Below are 26132 nucleotides of genomic sequence, written 5' to 3'. Positions count from 1 at the left end.
TACTTTATGAGTTTACCGGCGGCACAACTTACCTCAATGCATGTTTGCCCTATGCTCACGCCAGCTGTTCCCCCCATTCCCCATGTTGGTGGACCGGTAGTCGGTCCAGGTGTACCCAATGTATTAATTGGCAATATACCGGCGGCAGTGATGGGTGATATGTGCGTTTGTGTTGGCCCTCCTGATTCAATCGTCAAAGGTAGTATGACAGTACTCGTCAGTAACCGTCCTGTTGCAAGAATGGGCGACACCACCGCTCATGGTGGAACAATAGTTGTGGGAATGCCAACGGTTTTAATTGGAGGCTAATAAGCAATAAAAAGATTGTAGATCGAAATATATACAGACTTAATGCTTTTTTAAGCATATGAGAGAAAAAGCACAAAAAATTAAACATCTTTGTCAAAGTTCTCTGCTAACATCTAATGTTAATGAAATGTGTAAACATTCCTACTACTCATAATAAAAACAATTAGATAACAGTATTAACATATCATCACGGCCAAAGGCCTTATCAATAGTGATTGAAAGTGTTTAAGGGAAATAAAACAGAATGGATGACTTGATTTTACCCCTATCGGAGCAAAATCCATGTGGTATCTATCTTAAAAGTGACCGCAGTGCATTTCGAGCTCTCAGAAATGCCTACAACAGCGCACTCTCAAGTTTCCGTCAGCTGGTTGAAGATCCCAGCGCCACGTTTGATGAAGCGAAAGTCGCAGCTAATCAACAAAGCTGGTCTGAATTAAGTGATATAACCCACCAAACTCTTAGCTCTCAGTCTAAAGATCTAGAGATTTTATGCTGGTTCATTAATGCACAAATTTTTTCTCGTGAACCACTGGCTAACACGGCTCAAGCCTTAGCTGTTTTACCACAATGGATTGAACATTATTGGCCTCATTTACACCCTATGCCACCAGTTGAAAAACTAAAGTCGACAGATCCTGCTGAACAAAAAAAAGAATGGGCCGAGCTAAGAACAAAACCGTTACTGCAGTTGATTGGAGAAAGCCAAGACAGCAGCTCTCTTTATATGCCACTGCTGATGCAACCACTGATCGGTGATATTAGCTACAGCCAATATCTTGCTGCCGAGCGCGCGGGAAACTTAGCTGAATTGAAAGAATCAGCCCATCAAGCCCTCGATCAACAGACCAATGAAAACTTAATCGCCCTCGGACAAGCCATGCAAGCACTGGAAAGTGCAGAAACATTACTGCATGAGAAATGCCAGCAAGACAGAGCAAAAGGACTTAGTTTTAAATTCATTAAGCAACTGTTTGAGCAATTGATTAACTGCATTAGATACCTAGTCGGCGATAAAATACAGCCTTGGCCCCTTGACGTACAAGTAGATGAACCACTTCCTGAAGCATCTATAAACACCACAGATATCGCCCCCCCCGCTGAAGCAAAAGACGTAGTATCAACACCAAGGCCTGTTGAAACGTCGTTTAATGAGGACAATACGCTCGATATCAAAGGGCTATTGGCACAAGGAAAGATCTTAAATCGCGATCATGCCTTTAGTGAATTACGTAAAATCGCTGATTACTTTCGTGCGACCGAGCCACATAGCCCAGTCGCATCATTACTAGAGCGTGCTATCCGTTGGGGTTACCTTAGCTTACCCGAGTTACTTGCTGAAATGGTCGGTGATAATAGTCACGTAACGGATCAAATTAACATGCTGACAGGGTTAGACAAAAATAAACCAATCCCACTCCCAAAGCTGAATATCACGCCTTCAGACGTAGAACGTACTATGACGACGCCTACGCAGCCCCCCACAATTGAAACGCCTAATCCAAGCAGGCGAGAAAGCCAGCAAGGGGTTGCACCTGTTCATCCGGTCCCGACTCCCCCTGCCGCAACGGAATTGGCTACAGGGCAGGCTTCTAATATTGAAGATTTAACTCACAATAATTTAGATAACGACGAGCAAGCAGAGCAAGAACCCCAAGCAAATAGCAACTCGGGCCTTTCCGATTTTGCTTGGTAGTAATTTGACAAATACAACAGCTAAATAAACCAAGGAGATTAAAATGGCTTCAATTTTCATGAGAATTGACGGTGTTACCCCTAAAGGTGCAGCAACCGTAGAAAAAATCGGCGGCAAAGACGGCTTCTTCGCGATTGATAGTGTGTCATGGGGCGCGGTTCGTGGTGTCGGTATCGACGTAGGTAATTCGAACAATGGCGACCAAGGTATGGTTGCGTTAGGTGAAGTCAGTGTTTCTCGCTCATGTGATGGCGCATCTGCGCACTTAACAAGCTTTTTATACGCCCCAGGTGCGGAAGGTAAAACCATTGAAATTGTAATGACCAAACCTAACCGTGAGGGCTCTGGCGCCGATCCTTACCTTATTTTAACCTTAAAAAAAGCTCGTATGGCTAGCTATAACATGTCTGGTAGCGATGGTTCATTACCTGCGGAATCTTTTTCTCTCACTTACACTCAGATTTCTAAAGCTTACTATATTGAATCTGATGGCGGTAAGATCGAGAAAGGTCCTGAAGTTGGCTTTGATGCACCAACAGCTAAAGTGACATCAACTGCTAAATAACAAAGGAGAAAGCCTGTGGCACTTAACTCACAGCATAAACGCGTTAGTAAAAATCGCGTAAGTATAACCTATGACGTTGAGACAAACGGCGCCGTTGAGACCAAAGAATTGCCGTTTGTAGTTGGTGTAATTGGTGATTATTCTGGCCATAAAGCCGATAAGGAAGATCTCGAAGATCGCACTTATTACAACATCGATAAAGACAACTTTGATACTGTTATGAAACGCGTAGGTCCGGAACTGAGTCTAAAAGTGGATAACGTGCTGGCAAACGATAACAGTCAATTTGAAGCAAGCTTAAAGTTCAACTCAATCAAAGACTTTGAGCCTGAAGCCATTATTGAACAAGTTGAGCCATTAAAGCAATTAGTTGAAACTCGTAACCAGTTAAAAGTATTACTTTCTAAAGCAGATCGCTCACGTGATTTAGAGAAATTGCTAAAGGAAGTGTTACAAAGTGCTGACACCATTAATGCCCTCTCTACAGAGCTAGGTGTTAACAAGGAGGGCGCGTAACCATGACAGAACAAAGCCAAACGCAAACACAAGCCGAAGCAGCAGAAGGCAGCTTAAGCTTTCTAGACCGCGCTATCGAAGCCACTACGCAAACACCAGCAGACACCACCAAAGAGCTGTTCTCTGTACTGGCCGAACAAGCACTCGCCGGAACAGTAACGTGGGACAAAAACGTTACTAAAACCATCGAAAATGCCATTGCCGAAATTGATAAACGCTTGTCGCATCAACTATCGGAAGTGATGCAAAAAGATGATTTTCAGAAACTAGAAGGTTCATGGCGTGGCCTGCAAAAATTGGTTAAAGAAAGTGACTTAGGCCGCTCGCTTAAAATTAAAATGGTTGATTACTCTCAAGAAGAGTTATTGGAGCAGTTTGAAGATGCCCCAGCTATCGACCGTAGCCCGCTTTTTAATTCCCTATATCAAGGCGAATTTGGTACTGCAGGTGGTGAGCCATACGGCACTTTTATTGGTGATTATGAATTTAGCGCCAAGGATGAAGATGTTGCCCTACTTCGTTACATGGGTGAAGTAGCCGCTGCATGTCATGCCCCATTTATTGCCGCAGCGAACGCTGAAATGTTTGAATTTAATAGTTTTTCAACATTTAATGAAGGTAAGCCTGTTGCTGCTGGTTTTGACTCACCAGCTTATGCTGCATGGAACTCATTTCGTGAAAGTGATGATGCTCGGTATGTAACGCTGACATTGCCACGAACTTTAGCGCGCTTACCTTATGGTGAAAAAGGCTTACCAACTAATGCTTTTGCATATGAAGAATTAGCTACTGACAGTGCCGGGAATCCAAAACCGAAAGATAATTCTCAACTAGTTTGGTCAAATGCCGCTTATGACTTAGGCCTGAAAATGACACAAGCTTACACCGCCTCTGGCTGGTGTACTTCAATTCGAGGTTTAGATAACGGTGGTAAAGTAGAAAATCTACCAAACCTTACCTATCTTTCCGATGCGGGCGACATTTTGCAGCAGTGCCCAACGGAAGTAAACTTAACCGATGAACGTGAAAAAGAACTGAGTGATTTAGGCTTTTTACCCCTAGTGCACTATAAAAACAGTAACTATGCTGTGTTTATTGGTGGCCAAACTACTCAAAAGCCAAAAACTTACACCGACCCTGATGCTACGGCAAACGCGGCTATTTCAGCACGCTTACCTTATATTATGGCCAGTGGTCGCATTGCCCATTACCTAAAAGTCATGGGTCGCGATAAACTAGGCTCTAACCTAGAAGCCCCTGACATTCAACGTGAACTACAACTTTGGATTGATCAATATACCAACTCAGGTGCTATTGGTAATGAGCAACGTGCTAAAACCCCGCTAGCGGAATCTCGTATCGAAGTAGTAGAGCAACCCGGCCGTCCAGGCGCTTACTCTGCTATCGCCCATTTACGCCCATGGCTACAACTTGAAGAGCTGACTACCTCAGTTCGAATGGTTGCTAAGATCCCAGGTTAATTAAGAGTATGGCCGGCTATGCTGGCCATTTTATATATGAAGTTAGCACCAGACTGGCAATATAAATTCAATCATTTAGATAGCAATGACCAAGGGTTTTTAACAGACGCTTTATCTTTGGTATCTGAGTTATTTCCTAGCGCCCTTAAAAATCAAAGCACCTTTATGAGCTTTTTAAGCCGCTTAATCACCACAATAGATCAACAACTATCGCAACAGCTTGATGCTATTTTAGCCGCGCCAGAGTATAAGGCGATGGCTGCAAATTGGTTAAGTCTACATAACTTAACGCATCTACCGGTTAACTATCGCCGTGCACAAGTAAAGCTTCTCGACATGAGTTGGGCTGAAACCTCTAGCGATCTAAATCAATCTTACTCAATTAAACTGAGTCAACTATACAATAAAATAGCGAATCAAGAACTTAACACCTTAGGGGGCCACCCTTTTGGGTGCATGGTTTTTGCTCACAGTATTAGTATGGACATCGATTTTGACAGCGATTTTGACGACATTTATACCTTAGAGTTACTCGCAAAATTAGGTGAATCCTGTTTATGCCCAATGATATTTTCACCCGCGCTGGACTTTTTCGCGGCACAGGGAGCCGATTGGTTATCAGATACCCAACGTATTGACAAGGTGCTCAATGGCCCTGATTACTTAGCGTGGCAAAAGCTACGCAAACACTCAAGTAGTCGCTTTATTTGCTTGGCAATGCCGCGCGTTAAACTTCGTCAGCGCTATAAAAACCATGGTCTTGGCTTTATTTACAACCAAGGTACCGCTAGCTTGTGGGGCAGTGCCGCCTTTACTTTTGCTGGCACCATTTTACGCGAATATCACCGCCTAAATTGGTTTGGTTTTTTAAAATCACGTTGGCCTGATAAATATCAAGGAGCGGTAATCAATTTACCCGAAGAAAGCATCGCAACAGCATTACTTAAACAGCCCGAGCCAGATGTACGTTTGTTCGGCGAACTAGCGAATTTCTATGCCCAGCAAGGCTTTATTCCAATGAGCTTAAGTCCTCTCACCAATAAGTTCTTTTTTAATGGTAACAATTCTATTTGGCAAGCAGGCGAATCGGACAACGACAAAGTACTCACGCAACTACAAACCACTTTAATTTCATGTCGTATTGCCCATTATCTCAAGGTGCAAGTGCGTGAAATGATTGGCAGTTTTAATAGTGCACAAGAGTGTGAAACCTACCTAACCAACTGGATTGAAAAGCTTTCTAGTAATGTTGATTATGCCGATGAAGCAACCTTAGCCAAATACCCACTACGCTATGCGAAAGTCACAGTAAGAGAAGCAGGCGATGAAGTTGGCGCGCTGTACTGTGATTTAAGGCTCATCCCGCAGTATCAGTTTGATCATTTCAGTGGTGAAGTTGTGCTAACCACTGATTTAGCAGAGGCCAGCTAATGTCTTTCTGGCAAACCTTCATCAACACCAAAGACGGTATTAGCCCAAGTCAACGCGAAGTGGAATCCGTGCGTTACCATTTAAGCCAATTATTAACCAGTGAAGCCCCACTCATGCTAATCGACGATAGCTTCCAACAAGTTAGCTCATCAAGTATGCGTTTTGGTATCGAAGATATGCAACTACTGCAAGCTAATTTGGATAACCAACAGTTCGCATATCAAGTCGAGCACTGGATCAAAACCTTTGAACCAAGGCTTGATAAAGTGAGTGTAGAGCTCAAACAGCGAGATGAATCTAAAAACGCAATTTGCTTTACCCTATTCGCCGAACTCAGAACCGAAGCCGGCTTACAAGAGTTAGTATTTGATTCCAAAATCAAGCTTAGCGATCTTAGCGCGACTTTAGAGGATGAAGATCTTGTCTGATACCCTATTACGTTATTATGAGCGAGAGCTCGCTTTTGTGCGTCGCTCATTAGGCCAATTTGCCCAGCAACATCCAAGTCATGGTGAACAGCTAGATATCAATCAAGGTCAAATTAATGATCCTAGCCTCGCCCGTTTAATGGATGGCGTGGCACTGTTGAATGCTAAAACCGAACAACAGATAAGTGCACAGCTGCCCGAGGTTATCGATGGTTTATTGAGTGTGCTTTACCCCAGCTACAATCAAATTATTCCCAGTGTCGCCTATTTAAACCTAAAAGCCGATCCTGCGCAGCTAACCCAGAGTGTTTTGCTACCGGCTGGCAGTGCGTTAGCCGCAAATGCAGAGGGACAAGAGTGCTTGTTTCGCACTGTGGCAGATTTAACCATTCACCCTATTAGCCTTAATAAAGTACAAGCTTTTAGCGCACCGTTTAACTTCGAGCGTCCAGAGGGAGCGGAAAAAGCCAATGCCGTAATTCAATTAACCTTAGAAACCACCGATGAAACCACTTTATTTAGTCAATTAGAATTGCCACAACTAGCACTTTTCGTCCAAGGGTTTGAACAACATGCTGACTCTTTAATTGAGCTACTACTCGGAAAAACGTTACTGATTTCAGCCTCCGATGAACAGCAACTTAAACATCAACAAGTGCCTGCAAGTAAGCTAGTCAATCGACTTACTGACAGTCATTTTTCTTTTTTACATAAAACAGGCAATGAATTTGAGGGGTTTCAGCAGCTTAGGGAGTTCTTTAGTTTTAAAGAGAAGGCGCAGTTTTTCCGCCTAGAAGACTTTAATCAACTGAGTCAAAGCGTACAAAGTTCGACCTTAGTCCTTAATTTTTTTATGAGTGCGATCCCAGCGGAATTTATTCGTCTGTTTGATAATAATGTATTCAAACTAAATGTAATCCCCGCCATTAACCTGTTTAGTCAACGTGGTGAACCGATCCCCTACGAGCATAAAACATTAAGTTTGCCGATTATGGCTGACGCCCATCACGACAGCCAAGTGGCAATTATTGATGTGGAACGAGTATTTGAAATTCATGCTCAAGGTGAAAAACCCCTAACACCACTCTTTGGTGAGCAATATCACCAGCCCAATACCACTACCTATTGGCAAGCGCGTCATAACGCTTTGCAACAAGTTGAGTTAGTCATTAGCGATACTTCCCCTACCAAATCCACCAACAAGAAAATCATTGGCAGTCAGTTGTTATGCAGTAACGGTAATTTAGCTTGTAGTGTAACAGGCGCTTTCGAATGTTTAGAAAACATAGATTTACCCGGAGAATTGCACTTATTGCAACCCCCTTCGTCACCCATTTTACCCGAGCTTGATACCAGTTTACATTGGCGCTTTGTTGGTTTACTGCACAGTAACTTTCATAGTTTATTACAAAGTAAACAGCCCACTGATAGCTTCAAAGAAATGCTCACCCTGTGCTGCCGAGCCAGTCAAGATGGCCAACGAATTGAAACAATTAAACAGGTGACATTCAAACCTCAAGTATCGAGCTTACGAGTGATGGGACAAAATATATTTGCAGCCGGTACAGAAATTGAAGTGACATTAGATGGTAGTGAGCATTACTTAGCTTTTGCACACTTATTAAATGGTTTTTTGCAACAATTTTGCAGCTTCGACCGCTATATTCAGTTAAAAATTAAGCTACACGGTCAAGATGGCGCGGTTAAGGTGTTTGATAAAGTGCACGGCAGTCAGTTATGTTTTTAAACTCACCTCTCGGCCAGCAACTCAGTCAGCACGCCAACCAGTATGACTTTGTACAAGTGATCCGCTTATTACAAAACATGGCCGAACAAGCTGGTCAAGCCGTGGACATTCATTACCACGCCGAAGTGATGCCAACGGGCTCGGCCCGTGAAGTACAAGCGCTAGAATGGCAATCAACAGGGGTGCATATTACTTTAGCGAAAACCGCCCTTTCTGGGGTCAAAGGCGTGCTCCCTGATTACCTTTACAGCGCCATGCTCAATGCCCTGCATCAAGATGATAATGCATTGAAAGACTTTCTCGACATTTTTAACCAACGCTATTTTGAAATTCGTCATCAGATTGAAACTCGCACTTGGTTGATCTTAGCTGCAGAGCAAAAAGCACAAGCAATACAAGACATTCATCAATTTGCTGGTTTGGCCAACAATACTTGGTTTCGTTACAGCCTATTGATGGGACAAAAGAGCCGCCATTTAGGCACTTTAAAGCAGCTACTCAATGACTACTTCCCGTACGATATCGACGTCAGGATCAACACCTTTGAGCGACGTAAATTGCCCAGTGATGCACTGTCCAAACTGAGTGCTCACTCGCCAAGAAATAATCTGTTAGGCCAAGGTTTTTTAATGGGCAAAACCTGTATTAGCCAATTTAACCACTTAAAAGTATTCATACAGCCTAATAGCCGCGCACAGTTTCTCGCAATCAAACAAGATCAGCAATTAACTCGTGCGATGGCAACCATGATCAGCCACTTTTTGCGGGATATGACGCCCGTTTCAATTTACCAAAGTGTAAAAAGGGCTTATCTAAATCGCCCTGTACTTTCAAGTAATCCAAACAAAGGTGCGAAATTAGGTGAGGTAGATTGCCTCGCGCCAGAACGAAACCCAGATAAAGTCGTCCATATTTTGATGCAGTAACGATTGACTTAAATAAACCGCGTTATACACCAGATAATAAGGGAATAGCATGACACAAGTGGCGTTAACAAAACTGATTAGTAAACTCGACAGTGACTTAAAACAAGCACTGGAAGCTGCCGCAGGCGCAGCCATGAACCAAGGTGTGCCAGCGATAGAAACCGAGCATTGGCTACTGCAATTAATTCAGCAAAACGATGCTAAGCTAAATAGCTTATTTACCAGTCAAAATATTAATCAAGACGCGGTTGTCAGTGAGCTATTGTCCTTGATCGAGCGCTTTGCTAAAGGCAATGAAGGGCAACCCACGTTAAGTCATGCCCTCACCGAACTGATTAAAGACAGTTGGATGATCGCATCAGTTAACTACGGCCATGGCCAAATTGTTAGCTTGCATTTAATTCAAGCCTTGCTACAACAAAATGTCATGGGCGTACAAAGCTGCAAACTGCAATCGTTAGCACAACTTTCCCTCGAGTCGCTGCAGGCTTTGATCAACAAAACCGCCATTACCCGTGCAAGCAATGCTACTGCGGGAACCCAAGGTGAAATGACGGATACCACGCCAGCAGGTAAAGAAGCACTCAGTAAATACACCATTAACTTAACGCAACAAGCCAAAGACGGTTTTATCGACCCTATATCAGGGCGCAACGCTGAAGTACGCAAAGCCATCGACATCTTGTGCCGTAAGCGACAAAACAACCCCATTTTAGTCGGTGAGCCTGGCGTAGGTAAAACGGCGGTAGTGGAAGGTTTAGCGTTGCGTATCGCCGCTAATGAAGTGCCAAGCGCGCTGCAAGATGTGCAGATTCACTCTCTTGATTTAGGCTTATTACAAGCTGGTGCAAGCGTAAAAGGTGAATTTGAAAACCGCTTAAAAGATGTTATCAATGAAGTAAAAAACTCCGCTGAGCCTATTATTGTCTTTATCGATGAAGCGCACACCCTAATCGGTGCGGGCGGTGCTGCGGGTCAAAATGATGCCGCTAACTTACTCAAACCGGCTTTAGCGCGCGGCGAGTTTAAAACCATTGCCGCCACCACTTGGGCGGAATACAAAAAATACTTTGAAAAAGACCCCGCTCTCACCCGTCGCTTTCAAGTGGTGAGTATTGAAGAGCCTAGCGCCGCCGATGCCATGCAAATGTTACGTGGCATCGCTCAATCGCTACAGAAGCACCATGGCGCTTTTATTGCCGAATCAGCCATCGATGCCGCAGTGAATCTATCCATTCGATATTTACCTAGCCGTCAATTGCCAGACAAAGCCATTAGCCTACTCGATACAGCCAGTGCCCGCATTGCACTCACCCAAGGTGCAAAACCTGAAGTGATTGAAACGTTAGAGCAAACCATTCGCTATCAACAAAATGAATTGGCTGCATTAGAAAAAGAGCACGCCCTCTTTAACCGAGGCCAAAATGAAATAGAAGCGCTGCAACAAAACATTGCAGAGCAACAAATAGCGCTAGAGAAATATCAAACTCGATGGCAGCAAGAAATTGAATTAGTTCAACAGATTAAAGATTTACAGCAAGCTATTGGTGACAATCATAATAATTCTGAATCGAATCAAGACAATTCTACCTTGCAGCAACAAATGGCTGAGTTAACTAATCAGCTACACGAGATTCAAGGTGATGAACCGTTAGTCAATGCCATGGTTGATGACAACACTATCGCTCAAGTGATCGCCAACTGGACGGGGATCCCTGCCGGGGCCATGATGAGCGATGAAATAGCCAAACTATTAAGTCTTGAAGCAGAGCTAGACAAACGTGTGATCGGGCAAGATGTGGCCAAAAGCGAGCTTGCCAAAAGCATTCGCATTTCCCGCGCGGGCTTAACCGATAATCGCAAGCCAATCGGTGTATTTTTAATGTGTGGTCCCAGTGGTGTAGGTAAAACCGAAACGGCCATGGCATTAGCAGAGCAATTATACGGCGGTAGTAATGATCTGACCGTTATCAACATGACCGAATTTAAAGAAGAGCATAAGATTTCAATGCTACTAGGCTCTCCTGCAGGCTATGTCGGATTTGGTGAAGGCGGCGTCTTAACTGAAGCCATTCGCCGGAATCCTTATTCGGTACTGTTACTGGATGAAATGGAAAAAGCGCACCCTGGTGTACATGATTTGTTCTACCAAATTTTCGACAAAGGCCATATCAAAGACAGCGAAGGACGCACCGTCGATTTTAAAAACACGATAATCATCATGACGTCAAATGCAGCCGACCAAGCCATTTGCGATGCCTGCGCCCAAGCTGAAAATCGCTTAGATAATGATGCCTTACTTGAACAAATTCGCCCAGATCTACAGCATTACTTTAAGCCGGCATTTTTAGGTCGAACCACAATTGTTCCTTATTACCCGCTTAATGATGAAGAGTTAGGCAAAATTACCGCCATAGCCTTAAATCGGATCAAGAAAAAACTGGCCAGCCAATACCAAGCTAGCTTTGTCTGGGATCAAGCATTTGTTGACTACATAGTAGCAAAAAATACAGACCCAACCACAGGAGGGCGCGCAGTAGAGCAAATTATTAATCGCTCATTAATGCCAAGACTAGCCGAACAGTGCATTACCCGCTTGAGTCAGGCCCTAGGTATCGATCATGTACAAGTTTCGGTAGCCAGTGATGGCTCTGACTTCGCATTAACGATTAATTAATTGGGAGCCGCCGGCCAACACCGGCGGATAAGCAACTTTGTTACAATCATTGTTTTTTAAGCTGTCAAAGCTGTCGTTAAGAAGCAAATTAGCCTTTGCCATTTTTATGGTACTACTGTTCTCGGTTAGTCTAAATAGCACGTTAAGCTACATTAATTTTGAGAAGCGCCTGACGCAAACATCAGACTCTGTTTATCAAATTATTCTGGCTGAGACCCATCACACCATCAATAATACCGTTGGCTTAGGGCTTCCCCTTGCCAGCATCAACAATATTGAGACTTTACTCATCAAACAGCAACAACAAGTGCCGGGCATCACCTCTATTCAAGTGAGGGATACCCAAGGCAATGCATTGTTTCAAGGAGGTAACCCACCTAAAGCACAAGACCGATTACTCAGCCTGCCCATTCATAATGCTTTCAACCAACTAGAGGGTCAGCTAGCGCTTTATTACGATAGTCAGCGCCTCAATGACAAACAAGCAGCTCTGCGTACGCAACAATTTTACTATGGGGCGATTTGGGTACTGGGATGCACCTTGTTTGGCTTTATATGTTTAAAGTTTATCTTGTCAGGTATTTTACGTCGCGTGAAACGCGCAGCTGCAGCATTAGGAGATGTAGAACAGCTTTCCAGTGACGAAATAAAACAGCATCTATTTGACGCTAATAAAAACCTTAACATTTTGTCGAAAGAAGAAACGACTAAATTTGCTCGCTTTAAAGTTAAACGCTTTCCTTGGTTAATTTTAGGCCTTGCGTTTATCTTAACGGTACTTAGTAATCTTGGTTCCTCCTATCAATCAATGGCCTATTTTGCAAAGCAATATCAGCCTGAACTCGAATATAAATCTCAGGTTATCGCCAATACCCTCAGTCAAACAATCAACCAAGTTTTAAGCTACGGCGTACCACTGACTAAATTAAAAGGCCTAGAGCAAGAATTCGCCTTTTACACCGATAACCATCCTGAGATTCTCGGCGTACAATTAACGGCTCAAAATACAGTATGGTTGCAATACCCAAGTCTACCCATTGAGCAAAAAAATATTTTAGCTCACCAAGTACCACTGCAAAATAACCAAGCGTCGATAAAAATAATCAGTGATGGCAATACCATTACTAACATGCTCAAAGAAAGCCTGTTAGATATGGTCACAATTCTGATTGCTTCTTGTTTAGTGGTCACCGAAATTTTGCTATTTCTGTGCGCGTTCACCATTATTTCACCATGGCGACAACTGCAAAGAATGCTCAACAAAGCCATTAGAGAGCAATTCTCTAGCCGCGGTTACATCAGTGCCAATGACGAAATTGGCCGCTTACAACACGGCATTAACCAAGCAATGGATAAAATATCCCAAGACCAAAAGGCTGAAGTCCTCAGCAAGCAACAGTTGAGTTTTGTACGTCTTCCTCTGTTTCTATTAGTGTTTGCTGAGGCTAGTTCACTGTCATTTTTCCCGAGTTTTGTAAATTCGTTCGAATTTCAAAGTAGTTGGATATCACCGTCGCTCATCACCAGTTTGCCTATTTCACTATTTATGTTGGTATGGGCGATATCCTTGCCATTTGCAGGTTATTGGTCTGATAAAGTTGGTCGTCGCAAAGCCTTTATCGTTGGCGGCGTGATTACCGCACTGGGATTAATATTTACCGCACTGGCACAAAGTTTACCGCAATTGATCATCATTCGCGCCTTCACTGCCGTCGGTTACGGTATCGTGTTTATCTCTGCCCAGGGGTATGTCTCCGATACTACAGATGATAATAACCGTACTAAGGGGATGGCCACTTTCTTGTCGGCGTTTTTCTCAGGCTCATTATGCGGTGCTGCCATTGGTGGCATTTTAGCGGAAAAACTTGGCTTTTCTGCCACCTTTTTACTATCGGCATTAATGGCCATTGCCAGCGTGATACTGGTAACTGTGTTCTTTGAAAAACAAAAGCAGCTTAATTTAAGCCAAAAGCCCCTCGCACTTAACGACTTTAAATATTTATTTAGCAATAAATATTTTGCTCTAATTTCGCTCTTTAGCGCTATTCCGGCAAAAATTGTGCTCACGGGTTTTTTATATTACATCTGCCCAGTTTACCTTAAACATCTAGGCGAAAGCAGCGCGGCATCAGGCCGTATTATGATGGCTTATGGACTAGCCATCATCATTATTTCGCCGCTTAGTGCAATATTAGTCGATAAGCTCAAAAGCAAATTAACCTTTGTTTTTATTGGTGGACTCCTCTCCGCCATTGCTTTACTTAGCATCGATTACATGCCTGGACCTCTGGGGCTATTAGCGATAGTCATCGCTATCGGCATTGCCCACGGCATCGGCGTCTCACCGCAAATTCCTTTAATTGTAGAACGCTCACTTTCTAGCCAAGTAGATAAGGGAAAAATCATCGGTATCTTTCGTTTAACCGAACGCATAGGCAATGTATCTGGTCCACTGTTGGCCGGTTTATGCTTAAGTCTATTTGGCTTTAACGAAACGATCATCGCATTTGGCCTAGTGTTGCTGGCCAGCTCGTTAGCTCTGATCAGTTTATTCATGATATTTGATAGCTTTGATAAAAGAAAACTGGAGCAAGGTAAATGAAGCGTATTCTCGTATTAACCAGCTTTATTTTTGGTCTCGTCTTAAGCCCTGTGACTTGGGCTCAGCCTAGTCATGTCGTGATGTTACTGTGGCGTGGCACAACTGACGCCGAACGCGGCTTCATGGATTATTTGAAAAGCCAGCGCGACGTGCGCTTTACCTTGCTTAATGCCAATGGCGACAAAGCAAGTTTACAACAAAATATTGCGCAGTTAACTCAGTTAAAACCAGATCTAGTCTACTCGTTTGGCACTACTATCACCTTAGCACTGCTAGGTACCCATTTTGCTCCAAGTGAATTTACACAGCAAAAAATTGCTCCTGTGGTATTTAGCGTGGTAACGGATCCTGTGGGCTCACAATTAACAGAAAAGCTCGATCAAGGTCATGAGCTGTTCACAGGAGTCACCCACATTGTTCCCCTTTCCACTCAACTCAATACCATTAACATGCTTGGTGATATCAATCGTATCGGCGTTATCTTTAACCCATTGGAAAGTAACTCATCTTTAGTAACCGAAAACATGGTGGAAATGGGCGCGCAATATAAAAAATCAATTTTTTCCTATTCACTGAGTGTCGTAGACGGTAAACCGGATCCCAATTCAGTTGCACATATTGCTAAACTAATGAAAAAACACCGGATCCAGATGGCATATTTACCGCCTGATTCTTTTATTATTACTCAAGGGAAATCTGTGATTGAACAACTTCATCAAGCTGGGATCCCTACCTTTTCTGCAACCGAGACCCCTATTCGTGATCATCAAGCTTTATTAGGCGTGGTGGGACGCTATTATAGTGTTGGTCAATTTGCCGGATTTAAAGCCGAACAAATTTTAAGCAAGCGCTACCAACCAACAGAGATAGCCATTGAAGGGCTCAGCCAATATAGCTATATCGTTAATTTAAGTGCCGCAGAATCATTAGATTACTATCCGCCTATTTCAGTACTAAAAATTGCGGAAGTAATAGGAAAATAAGATGAATGGAGTACTCGCTATATCAACCCTGAGCAAAACTATACTCCACATGAGTGGATTAACATTAATACTAAGCTTACCGACGACTGCTTGGGCTGCGACTGGGCCCAGCCGTTTGATGCTCACCACACAGGATTGGCCGCCATACCAAGTGTATCAAGATGGTGAAATGCGTGGTACGGCACTCAACAAGGTAAAATGCGCCTTAGGCAAGCTAGGTCAACCTTACCAACTCACCATGACCAGCTGGCAGAAAGCTCAGCTTGCAGTACAAAGTGCAAAACAAGATGGTTTTTTTGTTGCTGCTCAAACCCAAGAGCGCGATGAATACGCAACATTATCGACTCCCATCGCCCAGCAACGTATCAGTTGGTATTTTGCCACCGGCGTTAAACCTTTGCCTAGCTCCTTAATCAAATTAGATTTACGGGTATCAGCCAAATTTGGCAGCAACAAATGGTTTGAATTAAAACGAGGTGGCTACAACGTAGTGAAAAAGCCAAGGGATGCGAAAACCTTATTAAAACTATTAAAAAATAGAGAAATAGATGCCATTTTGGAAGATGAGCTAGTATTCAAACATACTTTAAAAGACGCCGGACTAAAGGCGGATTATTTTCAATCGGAATTAGTCGAAACCCTCTCTATGGGCGTGTACTTTTCAAATCACTTTATAAAGCAGTATCCTGACTTTTTAGGGCATTTCAATGCTGCCGTGTCGTCTTGTGAGAAATAAGTTATGACCTTAAGTATTCACCTAATTAAAGTTCCAGCAGAAGAAACCTTATCTGCCCGAGTCGTGCACCTGCCCGCCAATGGCGGCACCATCGGACGCTCTCCCGACGCCAATGTATTTTTACCAGACCATAGCCAGATGATATCGCGACTACATGCTGAAATATCACTACACAACGGGGGGTACCAGCTTATCGATAAAAGCACGAATGCAACCCTCATCAATGATAAAAAGATATTAAAGGGTCGGCCTTACCTATTAAATGATGGCGACGTAATACAAGTAGTTAATTACACTATGCTAGTCAGCACGCTTAATAGTGCCCCAACGGTAGCCCCCACTCAAGCGGAAGAAAGTGACCCATTTAGTCATCCTTTTGCATTAGATTTGGCTGATGATGACATCGATTTTCTAGAACAAGTGGACGCTAACCCAGATGCCAGTAACAACACGGAACAACATCTATTTTCAGCTCAAGGCGTATTTAGCGACGATCCCTTTAACTCAGACCCTTTTGCAGACTTTAGTCAAGATGAAATGCCTGATGAAGCTTACTTAGCTCCGGACACAGCGTCTGACAATATCACCAGTAGTCAAAAAGAGAATAATGCAGAGCCAGCCAGTCAGCAATATTTCCCAATTCAAGGTGCAGAGCAAGACAATTTATCCGAGCGCGTGGATCAACTGCTGTCGCTGACCGAAGAAAATCAACGCTTTTTGCAAAATCCTCAGTTACAGCATCAAATGCTATTTGAAGTGCTTGAAGAAACGCTCGATCAATTTCTCGATGAGTTTTCACCTAGCCATCTTGAAAGCTTATTTGCCGATTTTGTTAGTGGTGGCCTGTTTAGTAACAAAGAAAAAAAGTATTGGCGGATCTACCGTTCTCATTTTAATAAACGCCAAAACAAAGGGGATTATCGCCGTCAGTTTAAAGCCCTGTTTATGGAAAATATGCAAAAACAAGGAATGAAAAAATAATGCGGCTATTACTCATTAGTATAGGTATCTGGTTGCTTAGCGCATGCTCATCAGCCCCAGAGCCAATTGCAACCCCCTTTCAATTAACGCTATCAAGTGATGGACTTATCAATCCTTATCAAGATAACGATGCCAACCCTGTGGTACTGCGACTTTATCAACTGCGAGACGAACAAGCGTTTAAACAAGCCAGTTATATCGAGCTGTATCACAATGATAATCAAGTGTTGGCCAAAGATTTAGTAAGTAAACAGCTGCTTGCTCCCTTTCTACCGGCGAGGGAATTGAGTATGACCTTAGACATTCACCGTGACAGCCGCTTTATTGCGGTGTTTGCCGAATTTGCTAACTATCAAGATAGCCAAGCCAGCACTGTCATAGCCTTACCGGAAACCGCTGAGCAACGTCTGTTTCTAAATATTTCAGGCAATACCGTCTTACTCACTAGCCAAGAAAAGAAAAAGCCTTGGTGGTCAGTGTTTTAATTTTATTACAAGGAATTTGGCCGTGGATGCTTACAAAAAAGTAATTTGGCAAGAAGGGATGTTTATTTCTCCCCAGCACTTTCAGCAGCAAGACCGATATTTGCAGCATTACATCCGTCAAAACGTGGAGACCTTAGCCGGTTACGCCCCGTTTTATGGCATCACTCAGCTGACAATTAATCATGACCTATTGAAAATGGGTAAACTTTCCGTCACCAGTTGTGCCGGTATATTTCCAGATGGCACACCATTTCAACTTAATCACGAAATCGTGATCGATATTGCACCCAACACTATCGACAAAGGTATTTTGCTTGCGCTTCCCATGTCGCTACAGGGGAATAATGATTATGGCCACAGTGAGGGCGATCAGAGTCGTTACTTAAGCCAAGGAGTCAATGTATTTGATAACTCCACCGATGAAAATGCCAGCATTGAAATTGATGTCGCTCAGCTTAATCTGCGTTTAAAAATGGCAGGCGAAGATCTTTCTGGCTTTACCACTTTACCCCTCACCAAGGTTTTAGAATGTCGTGAAACAGGCGAAGTCATATTAGACCGCAGCTTTATTCCAGCGGCACTGCATTATGGCGCAGCCTTATTTCTTATCGAGCGGGTAAAAGAGATAAATGCCTTACTAAACCATCGCGTAAAAACCTTATTGCAACGTATCGAAGCAGGCCAAGAACAAAAGAGTGGCCAAGCCCTGATGCAAGATTACCTTTGGTTACAAACCCTAAACAGCTGGACACCTTGGTTTGAATTAACCTTGAATAATCCAAACCTGAGTACTTACGAGCTGTACGCACAATTGCGACGTTTTCAAGCTGAACTACTGGCCTTGCAACCCGCCGCCGCGCCAGCTTGTCCGCCGCTTCAGCTTGATGCCCTATATGGTAGCTTTAACCCACTGTTTGCTAGCCTGCGCGAAATGCTCACTTTAGTTCAACAAGATTCGGTCATAGAGTTTACTTGGGATCAAAGCTTGTTTGAAAAACGTCGTTTACTGCGCACCTTAATAAAAGATCCACAAGCACTGCAAAACCGACGCTTTATACTGACTGTAAAATCGAGTTTAAATGCAAACCAGCTGAACGAGCTATTCCCTGTTGCCGCTAAACTTAGTGGTAATGGCCGCATTGTCGAACTCGTGCGCAATGCTCTTTCGGGCATTGATCTACACCCGCTTCCAGTGGCGCCGAGTGAGTTAAGGCCAAGCCCAGGTTTGGCTTATTTTGAAATAAACGACCAGCATCCATTATGGTTAGAAATGCTCAACAATCGTGATGCCCTAGCGCTTCATGTTGATGCTCGCATTCCTACTCTTGATGTTGTGCTATACGCATTAAAATAATCAGGTATGGCGATGGATTTTTTAGATCAAGTTACGCAAGTTAAAAATAAACAATCGACTCAAACAGAGTCGGCGGAACAAGGCATTGACGAGATCGGCCATTCATTGATTTTGGTTCAAGACGATATTGGCCAAATAGAATTTTTGCGCCATTTTGATAAATCAGAAAATCAGCTGTTAAATATTAGTAGTGAGCTGCTGGGACTAGTACTAAAACTGTCACAACTGCCTGCACCTGATAATATTGCTGAATTTCGCCGTCATCTTATTGAGCAAATAAATGAGTTAAAGCAACGCGGCGCGCAGCTTACCTACCCCGTTGCCGTTATCGACAAACTGTGCTTTTTATTTGCAGTGGTACTGGATGAATTCATTCAATACAGCCCATGGGGAGAAGAAAGCAAATGGGAGAACAAGACCTTACTCAGTGAGTTGTTTGGCATGCGAAATGGCGGCGAGCTATTTTATTCCGTAGCAGATAAGGCCTTGCGTCAACCTAGTAAATTAATTGATTTAATTGAAATCATTTATTTATTTTTAAGTATTGGCTTTAAAGGTCAATATCGCGATGCCAATGCCGATCAATTAGCCATTTTTATGCATGAAATTGAGCTGCAAATGCATCAACATCGCCCAGTCACAGGGTTACGTTGTCAACTCAACGCAACCTTACCGAAAGTGCGTAACCCTAGTCGACGTAAGCGCTATTTTCTAACGACTTTATTCTTTAGTGGCTTAATCATAACCAGCATCGGCTTAGCGCATTTTTGGTACAAAAACACCACCGAGCAGCGAGCGCGTGATTTCATAGGACTAACCAATTATAGTCCACGCTACATTGTATCGGGTCAGCAAAATGACATTATATATATTAGTACCGACCAAGATTTAACCAGTGCCCCAAAACGTGGCTCTTCAAACACCCTGTTAGACACTGACTGGCTAGTACAGCTTGCCACCTTCTCAAGGCGAAAAAGTGCCTTAGCATTTACTAAGTCTCTCTCTCCATCGAGTTACCAGCCTTATGTGCAACCCTATAAGCAATACTATCGCGTTGTGCTTCGTGCCGATAGCAAGCAGCAAGCCAACCAAATAAAGGATTGGTATCAACAACATGACGGGGTGAATGCGATGATCATTCAAGCTCAGAATAGCAATAATCAATAGTATGTTAGGTAACCAATAAGCCATGACTAATCGCCAAAAACTCCTCATCAGCCTTATTACTAGCACCGTGTTAAGTGTGCTGCTTTGCCTGCTTATTTGGCTAATTCCTTTAACTGAGCAACCTCTAATTTGGAGTGGTATCAGTATCTTATTTATTGTGAGTAGCGCTTATGGTGGCTACATGTGGTGGCGCACCACGCCAGAAACTGCCCAAAAGAAACAACAAAAACAAGCTGTGCTTAAACGTCAAAGTCAGTTATTGGCAAAACATTTTGATCGCATGCTCACTCAGCAAAAACAAAAAAAGCGCCTAACCAGTCGCTACGATCAGCCCATTTATTTATACCTTTCAGAGCAACCCAAACACGAAAAAAATGTGATCAGTCAAATGGGCTTTGAAGCCTATAAATTGGATGAGTTTGGCAATGACATCGATTTCCCAATCCTCTTTTGGTTAAGTGAAAGTGCAATATTGATCAGCATTAGCTTAGGCGATGATCAGCAGGCCGAATTTTTGGATGTTATCACTAAAAAGCTAAATCAATGGCGACCAAGCCAAGCGGCTAATGGCATATTGCTGTCTACCCCTATTTCTCAACTACTCGCTAGCAAAGAAGTGATCCAACAAGCGGCAGATCAACAACGCAGCCATATTCAATTTTTCAATCAAAAATTTGGCTTAAACCTTCCCATCTATAACTTAATCAGCGATATCGGTGAGTTAGCAGATTTCTGTCAATATTTCTCCGCGTTTGAGGAAACCAAACGTGACGACGCATTTGGTGCCACCATGCCTGTTAACCGTAATGGTGGCATTGACGCAACCTGGTTTGACCAATCATTTAACCACCTAATTGAACAATTAATGGCGAATATGTCACGCGCGATTGCTGGTCAGCTCAACCCACTTTATCGCAACGCCATTGCCAGCGCCCCTTACCAACTGGGCTTACTAAAGCAAAACTTGTGGCTATTTTTCAAACGCCTTTATCGCCAGGAGCAACTTAATCGTTCGTTGCACTTTCGCGGTTATTATCTCATTCATGGCGGTAATGATAAAAAGCAACATGATTTACTCGCCGCGACATTGGCCCATGAGCTCGGCCACGAAGTGATTAATCAATCGCCCTTAGAAGCCATTAAGCAAACCCTGTTTGCACAACACCTTATGGGCAATGTTATCTTGCCTGAGCAGGCATTAGTGGGTGTCAATAAGCAAAAAGAAAATACCCGGATGTTAACCCAAGGCGCATACATAACGTGCTGCGCCTTACTATTTATCGGGTTATTGACTGTACTGAAATTCAATTTTGACTTCCAAAGCATGAGGGAAGAACGAGCTGATTTGTTGCTTGAACGCTATAAGGAAGCCATCGCGGCGGCTCCTTATGATTTAGAAAACATGGCGGAAAACTTGCCTAACCTCTATTCCCTATATCAAATTTACGATTTATACCAACAACCTGAACCTTGGTATAGCAAACTGCCGTTACCGAGCCCAAGTATCAAACAACAAGTAGAAGACGCCTATTATGCAGAGCTTGAAGCAGTCCTGTTACCGTCAATGGTAAAAACCATAGAAAAAGATTTATTTGTTTACGTTAATTTGGAAGATCAACCAAATACATTAAATATAATGAATAACTACAAGTTGCTATTCAGTAAAGACAAGCCATCAAGCCGAGAGTTAATCGACTATTATGAGGAAACATTAAAAGCGCAAAGTGAAAATAACAGTATTAATACAGCGCAACTAAATGTGTTACTCCAAGACGTGTTTGAGCAGAAGCTGGTCCCACAGTCCCCCAACCAAGACTTACAACTATTAGCGGCGAAAGTGATCAATCAATCTGGTTTAGAAGCACTTATTTACCAGCACATTCGCCATTTGCCGCAATTTTCTCGACGTATCGATTTAAGTAAAGAGTTAGGCAGCGCCTTTTTTAGCAGCTTTCGTTTTGACCAAGATTTTGTTGGTTACCTCGTCCCTAATATTTTCACTCCAAATGGATTTCAGGCTCTTGATTTATCCGTCACCTCTCCATTATTAAAAGAAGCACTAGCAGATTATGCAGGGGTCGCGGGTAAGTCACCAAGCCCATTAGAGGTTTACCGCATCAGTCGTAACCTTAATATCATTTATCAAAATGAATATATTCAGTTTTGGCGCGAATTTATTAGCCAAGTTAAAGTGGTACCATTTGCAGGTGATGTCGGCTTGAAAAACAGCTTTGAACGGTTGGCCAGCACCACACAAAACCCGTTACAACAGCTCTATCAGACCTTACATCGCTATACCTATATCGACGTAAGCCAAAACAATACTGAGATGCAAGCCAGTGGGGCCTTAAGTACGCTGACAAGTAAATTGCCTGGCGATAAATTATCTGCAGATTTGCTAGCAATGGATAAGGATAAAGCAGAAATTGCCCGTCAAATTGCACTAAGCTTCCAAAACTATCATCAATTACTGGCACCCGATCCACAAGGGATCACGCCATTGGATCAGTTACAACAACGGGTCGCAATGACTAACGACTGGCTCAGTGCTTATTACAACAGTGCGACACCTGACTCCCTTGCTTTTGAAACATTAGCTAAACCGTTACAAGGTGCAAATCCCTTAGCTGCACTTTATACCTTATCTAGCTCTCATAATGATCTAATTAAAAAGGTGGTTCAGCGCATGTGCCAGCAAGGCAACAGCATGTTACTCAGTCTTGCAGGGCAACACATTAACAAACAGTGGCAACAGCTGGTTTACAGTGAATATCAACAAAAAATTGCGGCCTATTACCCTTTTAATCCAAATGCAAAGCAGCAAGCTGGACTTAAAAATGTGCAGCAATTTTTCTCTAGCAAAGGCACGTTAGAGCAATTCATTAGCGAAAAGCTAAGTGCATTTTCGTCTCTTGCTAATGGTGAGCCGGCGATTGTTGGTTTTTTACCACGTACCCAACTGACCTTAAATGCTGAGGTTTGGCCGATGATTATGATTGCCAGAGAAATTCAAAACGCTTTATACCAAGGTGGACCGGATACTTTTGGTCTTAGCTTCACCCTAAAAGCCCATACCATGTCATCTGAACTCACGCGCTTTGATATTAGTGCCGAGCAAAGTTTATTTCGTTACCGCCACGGCCCAGCCTTATGGCAGCAAATTACTTGGCCCGATCCAAAACAACTGGAATATGACCTAACGGTAACAATGAATACTCCGCAAGCTCAAGTACTTAAAAAAGAAGTAGCAGGGCCTTGGAGTTGGTTTAAATTGCTCAGTTTACCGGCAGACAGTGACTCTCGCTTGGTAGAGATCAGGAATGAGCAATATAAGATGGTGCTTGAATTACATTCCGACCAGCAAACAAACCCATTTTTGGCAGACTTTTTCACTCGCTTGCACTTACCCGCTAGCTTATAAATGTTAAAAGTAGCAATCACAGATCCGCTACCGACAGCGCTTGCAACCATGACATGGCTGCAAGCGCCGACCCCATTAACACCGAATATTTATGTCGGTGAGCATGCGCAACATGGCTGGGTAAAAATAAAACTAGCCCGTAGCCAAACTGAGAAACAATTACTACAGCGAGAAATTCAAGCTCTGAAGCATTTATCCAATGCTCCCCTACCCTACATAGCTCGATATATCAGCAGCTTTGAACAAAACAACAGCTATTATTTGCTCACGCCTTGGCTCAAAGGCGAGCCTCTGTCAAACTTGATTAGGCAAAATCGAGCCCCTTTATTTGATTGGCAGCCCCAGCTGGCTACAGCACTCAGTCATTGCCATCAACTCGGTTTTAATCACGGTGATATTAAACCAAGTAATATTTTAGTAATGCGAAAGCAAATTGTGTTGCTGGACTTTGGCGCTAGCTTGCCCCATGGCGAGTCATTATCTCGCGTCATGCAATACGGCTTCAGCCCGCATTTTTGTCATCCTGAATTATTAACCGGACAAGGTATTATTCGGCCCTGTCACGATTGGTATGCCTTCGCTGTCACTGTGTTATCAGCGCAAGGCATGCACCCATTTAACGGCTTAGATATTCTATCTGCCGCTCAGCAAAGGCGACATCCCCATTACCCAAGCAATAGTCGAACGTGTTATCAATTATTGGTTAATCAAGCATATGCTCTATCCTTACATCATTCGGGTCGATTTAACTCACCACTGAGTTATGATAAGGGCAATGAACGTTGCTAGTGATGTGCCCATGAATAACACCTTAGAACAGCTCAACTACGTCACCTTATTTAGTCAACTACCCGATAGCTTCTATCAACAAGTCATACCAACGCCATTGTTACGCCCGAAGTTAGTACACGCTAACACCGATGTCGCCAGATTATTAAATTTAGATATCAATGAACTACAGCGAGACAAGTTTACTCAACTGTTTTCAGGCAATACACTGCTCAACAACATGGCTCCTTTAGCGATGAAATACGCAGGCCATCAATTTGGCATTTACAACCCCGCTTTAGGCGATGGTCGCGGTTTATTATTGGCACAAGTGAAAAGTGATAATGGCGTTATTTGGGACTTACATTTAAAAGGCGCAGGAAAAACGCCTTATTCACGTCAGGGCGACGGCCGAGCGGTATTACGCTCAAGTATTCGAGAGTACTTGTGCAGTGAAGCGATGCACCATCTGGGCATTGCTACAACCCGCGCCCTTTGCTTAGTTGACAGCGAAGAGCCAGTTTGGCGTGAACGACTAGAAACAGGTGCCGCCCTAGTTCGAGTCAGTGAAAGCCATATCCGCTTTGGCCATTTTGAATATCTGTACCACAGTAATCAACATCACCTATTGCCAGTGTTGGCCGACGCGGTGATCGCACAACATTACCCTCACCTAGTGAACGAACCAGAGCCTTATTTGGCCTTATTTAAACAAGTAATAAGCACCACTGCCACGTTAATCGCACAGTGGCAAGGGATTGGCTTTTGTCATGGGGTAATGAACACAGATAATATGTCGATACTCGGGCAAACCTTTGATTATGGTCCATTCGCCTTCCTTGATAGCTACCAAGCCGACTATGTTTGTAATCATTCTGATTACGAAGGACGTTATGCCTTTAATCGCCAAGCCGACATAGCACAGTGGAACTTATCTGCTTTGGGCTATGCGCTAACACCGCTCATTTCAAACCAAAGCTTAAATGATGCGCTGGCTGAGTTTGAACCGCAACTCGTCCACCAATACCGCAGCCTACTGCAAAGCAAGCTTGGGTTTAGTGAACACCAAGAGCAAGATGGCGATTTAATTCGAACCCTGTTTAATTTACTGGCCGCTAATCAAGTAGATTACACTTGTTTCTTTCGCCGCCTCGCTAACACTGTAGGGCCGGAACAAATGTATGATCTATTTGAAGACCAACGGGGCTTTAGTGAGTGGTTTGATCGCTATATGCTAAGACTTAGCCAAGACAGTATGCCAGCTTCAACGCGCAAGCTCAGTATGTTAAGTCACAACCCTAAGTATATTTTGCGTAACCATTTGGCCCAAGCCGCCATTGAACAAGCAGAGCAAGGTGACTATAACGAAATTGCGCGGCTATTTGCCTTACTGCAACACCCTTTTGATGAGCAAATGGAACATCATCAATATAGCCAGCCACCAGCCAAAGGCACACAACAACGCCCTCTAAGTTGTTCTTCTTAATACTATATGATGAATAAAATGATATAAGACAAGTAACTAAACACTAAGTTTGTTTAACTACACAATTGTGAACATGCTTAAACATTTGTTTTGCTTTGGTTGAATCATCACTAATAAATCGGCAAGGTTTATCAAAATGATTCAAAGGAGTGGAACATGTTTTTTTCTTTCTTCGTTATCATCAAAGTGATAGCCATCATGATATTACTTCACAAATTCTGGGTGTTTGATCAGCGTTTAAAACCATTAAGTTTATTTCAATTTTGGCTAGTCGCTATTATCAATTTCATTTACGTATTATGTTTACAAGACACCGTCTCTTTTACGCAAGCTTACCCAAGTCGGCTTCATTAACCTTCACCACTGTTTAAAA

21 protein-coding genes are annotated in these 26132 nt (G+C 43.1%); all 21 read left to right on the top strand.

The window, feature by feature from the left end; translation table 11 throughout:
* The first annotated feature begins 6 nt into the window (after window positions 1-6).
* The 21 genes from K1M91_RS11340 to K1M91_RS11240 all read left to right on the top strand — a co-directional run bounded on the left by K1M91_RS11340 (window position 7) and on the right by K1M91_RS11240 (window position 26113).
* Window positions 7-309, top strand: coding sequence for a PAAR domain-containing protein (locus K1M91_RS11340; protein ID WP_232801873.1), 303 nt, complete (start codon window positions 7-9; stop codon window positions 307-309).
* 244 nt (window positions 310-553) lie between these two features.
* The gene (locus K1M91_RS11335) at window positions 554-2005 is read left to right on the top strand and encodes a type VI secretion system ImpA family N-terminal domain-containing protein (protein WP_232801872.1); all 1452 of its coding nucleotides are present in this window, start codon (window positions 554-556) and stop codon (window positions 2003-2005) included.
* Window positions 2006-2048: 43 nt separating this feature from the next.
* Entirely contained in the window at window positions 2049-2570 is a 522-nt protein-coding gene (locus tag K1M91_RS11330; protein WP_232801871.1) for a type VI secretion system tube protein Hcp, read from the top strand.
* 15 nt (window positions 2571-2585) lie between these two features.
* A complete protein-coding gene (tssB, locus tag K1M91_RS11325) occupies window positions 2586-3086 on the top strand; it encodes a type VI secretion system contractile sheath small subunit (RefSeq protein WP_232801870.1) in 501 nt (166 codons plus the stop codon).
* Window positions 3087-3088: 2 nt separating this feature from the next.
* Window positions 3089-4567, top strand: coding sequence for a type VI secretion system contractile sheath large subunit (gene tssC / locus K1M91_RS11320; RefSeq protein WP_232801869.1), 1479 nt, complete (start codon window positions 3089-3091; stop codon window positions 4565-4567).
* Window positions 4568-4603: 36 nt separating this feature from the next.
* Window positions 4604-5998: a type VI secretion system contractile sheath large subunit gene (locus tag K1M91_RS11315; protein ID WP_232801868.1), complete on the top strand. Its 1395-nt coding sequence runs from the start codon at window positions 4604-4606 to the stop codon at window positions 5996-5998.
* Complete coding sequence (gene tssE, locus K1M91_RS11310) at window positions 5998-6426, top strand: type VI secretion system baseplate subunit TssE (RefSeq protein ID WP_232801867.1); 429 nt, start codon at window positions 5998-6000, stop codon at window positions 6424-6426. Before K1M91_RS11315 ends, tssE begins: the two co-directional genes overlap by 1 nt.
* Window positions 6419-8173: a type VI secretion system baseplate subunit TssF gene (gene tssF / locus K1M91_RS11305; RefSeq protein ID WP_232801866.1), complete on the top strand. Its 1755-nt coding sequence runs from the start codon at window positions 6419-6421 to the stop codon at window positions 8171-8173. Before tssE ends, tssF begins: the two co-directional genes overlap by 8 nt.
* Window positions 8164-9099 (top strand): type VI secretion system baseplate subunit TssG, encoded by a 936-nt coding sequence (locus tag K1M91_RS11300; RefSeq protein ID WP_232801865.1) that lies wholly within the window; start codon window positions 8164-8166, stop codon window positions 9097-9099. The genes tssF and K1M91_RS11300 overlap by 10 nt, the downstream gene beginning before the upstream one ends.
* Window positions 9100-9148: 49 nt before the next feature.
* Window positions 9149-11776 carry a type VI secretion system ATPase TssH gene (gene tssH / locus K1M91_RS11295; protein WP_232801864.1) on the top strand — a complete coding sequence of 876 codons (2628 nt, stop codon included), beginning with the start codon at window positions 9149-9151 and terminating at the stop codon, window positions 11774-11776.
* Between the two features lie 37 nt (window positions 11777-11813).
* Window positions 11814-14378 carry an MFS transporter gene (locus K1M91_RS11290; RefSeq protein ID WP_232801863.1) on the top strand — a complete coding sequence of 855 codons (2565 nt, stop codon included), beginning with the start codon at window positions 11814-11816 and terminating at the stop codon, window positions 14376-14378.
* On the top strand, window positions 14375-15361 hold the full coding sequence (locus K1M91_RS11285; RefSeq protein ID WP_232801862.1) for an ABC transporter substrate binding protein: 987 nt from the start codon (window positions 14375-14377) through the stop codon (window positions 15359-15361). The genes K1M91_RS11290 and K1M91_RS11285 overlap by 4 nt, the downstream gene beginning before the upstream one ends.
* A 49-nt stretch (window positions 15362-15410) precedes the next feature.
* Window positions 15411-16097, top strand: coding sequence for a transporter substrate-binding domain-containing protein (locus tag K1M91_RS11280; RefSeq protein WP_232801861.1), 687 nt, complete (start codon window positions 15411-15413; stop codon window positions 16095-16097).
* A gap of 3 nt (window positions 16098-16100) precedes the next feature.
* Complete coding sequence (locus tag K1M91_RS11275; RefSeq protein ID WP_232801860.1) at window positions 16101-17078, top strand: FHA domain-containing protein; 978 nt, start codon at window positions 16101-16103, stop codon at window positions 17076-17078.
* Window positions 17078-17563 (top strand): type VI secretion system lipoprotein TssJ, encoded by a 486-nt coding sequence (tssJ, locus tag K1M91_RS11270; RefSeq protein WP_232801859.1) that lies wholly within the window; start codon window positions 17078-17080, stop codon window positions 17561-17563. Before K1M91_RS11275 ends, tssJ begins: the two co-directional genes overlap by 1 nt.
* A gap of 22 nt (window positions 17564-17585) precedes the next feature.
* Window positions 17586-18917 (top strand): type VI secretion system baseplate subunit TssK, encoded by a 1332-nt coding sequence (gene tssK / locus K1M91_RS11265; protein WP_232801858.1) that lies wholly within the window; start codon window positions 17586-17588, stop codon window positions 18915-18917.
* Window positions 18918-18929: 12 nt separating this feature from the next.
* On the top strand, window positions 18930-20084 hold the full coding sequence (gene icmH, locus K1M91_RS11260) for a type IVB secretion system protein IcmH/DotU (protein WP_232801857.1): 1155 nt from the start codon (window positions 18930-18932) through the stop codon (window positions 20082-20084).
* 22 nt (window positions 20085-20106) lie between these two features.
* Complete coding sequence (gene tssM / locus K1M91_RS11255) at window positions 20107-23505, top strand: type VI secretion system membrane subunit TssM (RefSeq protein ID WP_232801856.1); 3399 nt, start codon at window positions 20107-20109, stop codon at window positions 23503-23505.
* The gene (locus K1M91_RS11250) at window positions 23506-24294 is read left to right on the top strand and encodes a protein kinase (RefSeq protein ID WP_232801855.1); all 789 of its coding nucleotides are present in this window, start codon (window positions 23506-23508) and stop codon (window positions 24292-24294) included.
* Window positions 24281-25759 carry a protein adenylyltransferase SelO gene (locus tag K1M91_RS11245; RefSeq protein WP_232801854.1) on the top strand — a complete coding sequence of 493 codons (1479 nt, stop codon included), beginning with the start codon at window positions 24281-24283 and terminating at the stop codon, window positions 25757-25759. The genes K1M91_RS11250 and K1M91_RS11245 overlap by 14 nt, the downstream gene beginning before the upstream one ends.
* Before the next feature lie 156 nt (window positions 25760-25915).
* Window positions 25916-26113, top strand: coding sequence for a hypothetical protein (locus tag K1M91_RS11240; RefSeq protein ID WP_232801853.1), 198 nt, complete (start codon window positions 25916-25918; stop codon window positions 26111-26113).
* The last annotated feature ends 19 nt before the right edge of the window (window positions 26114-26132 follow it).

The organism is Motilimonas sp. E26, from assembly GCF_021278025.1.
GTDB lineage: Bacteria > Pseudomonadota > Gammaproteobacteria > Enterobacterales > CBDFNC01 > Motilimonas.
Note: the sequence above shows the minus strand (reverse complement) of the source record. Positions and strands in the feature narration are given on the sequence as shown.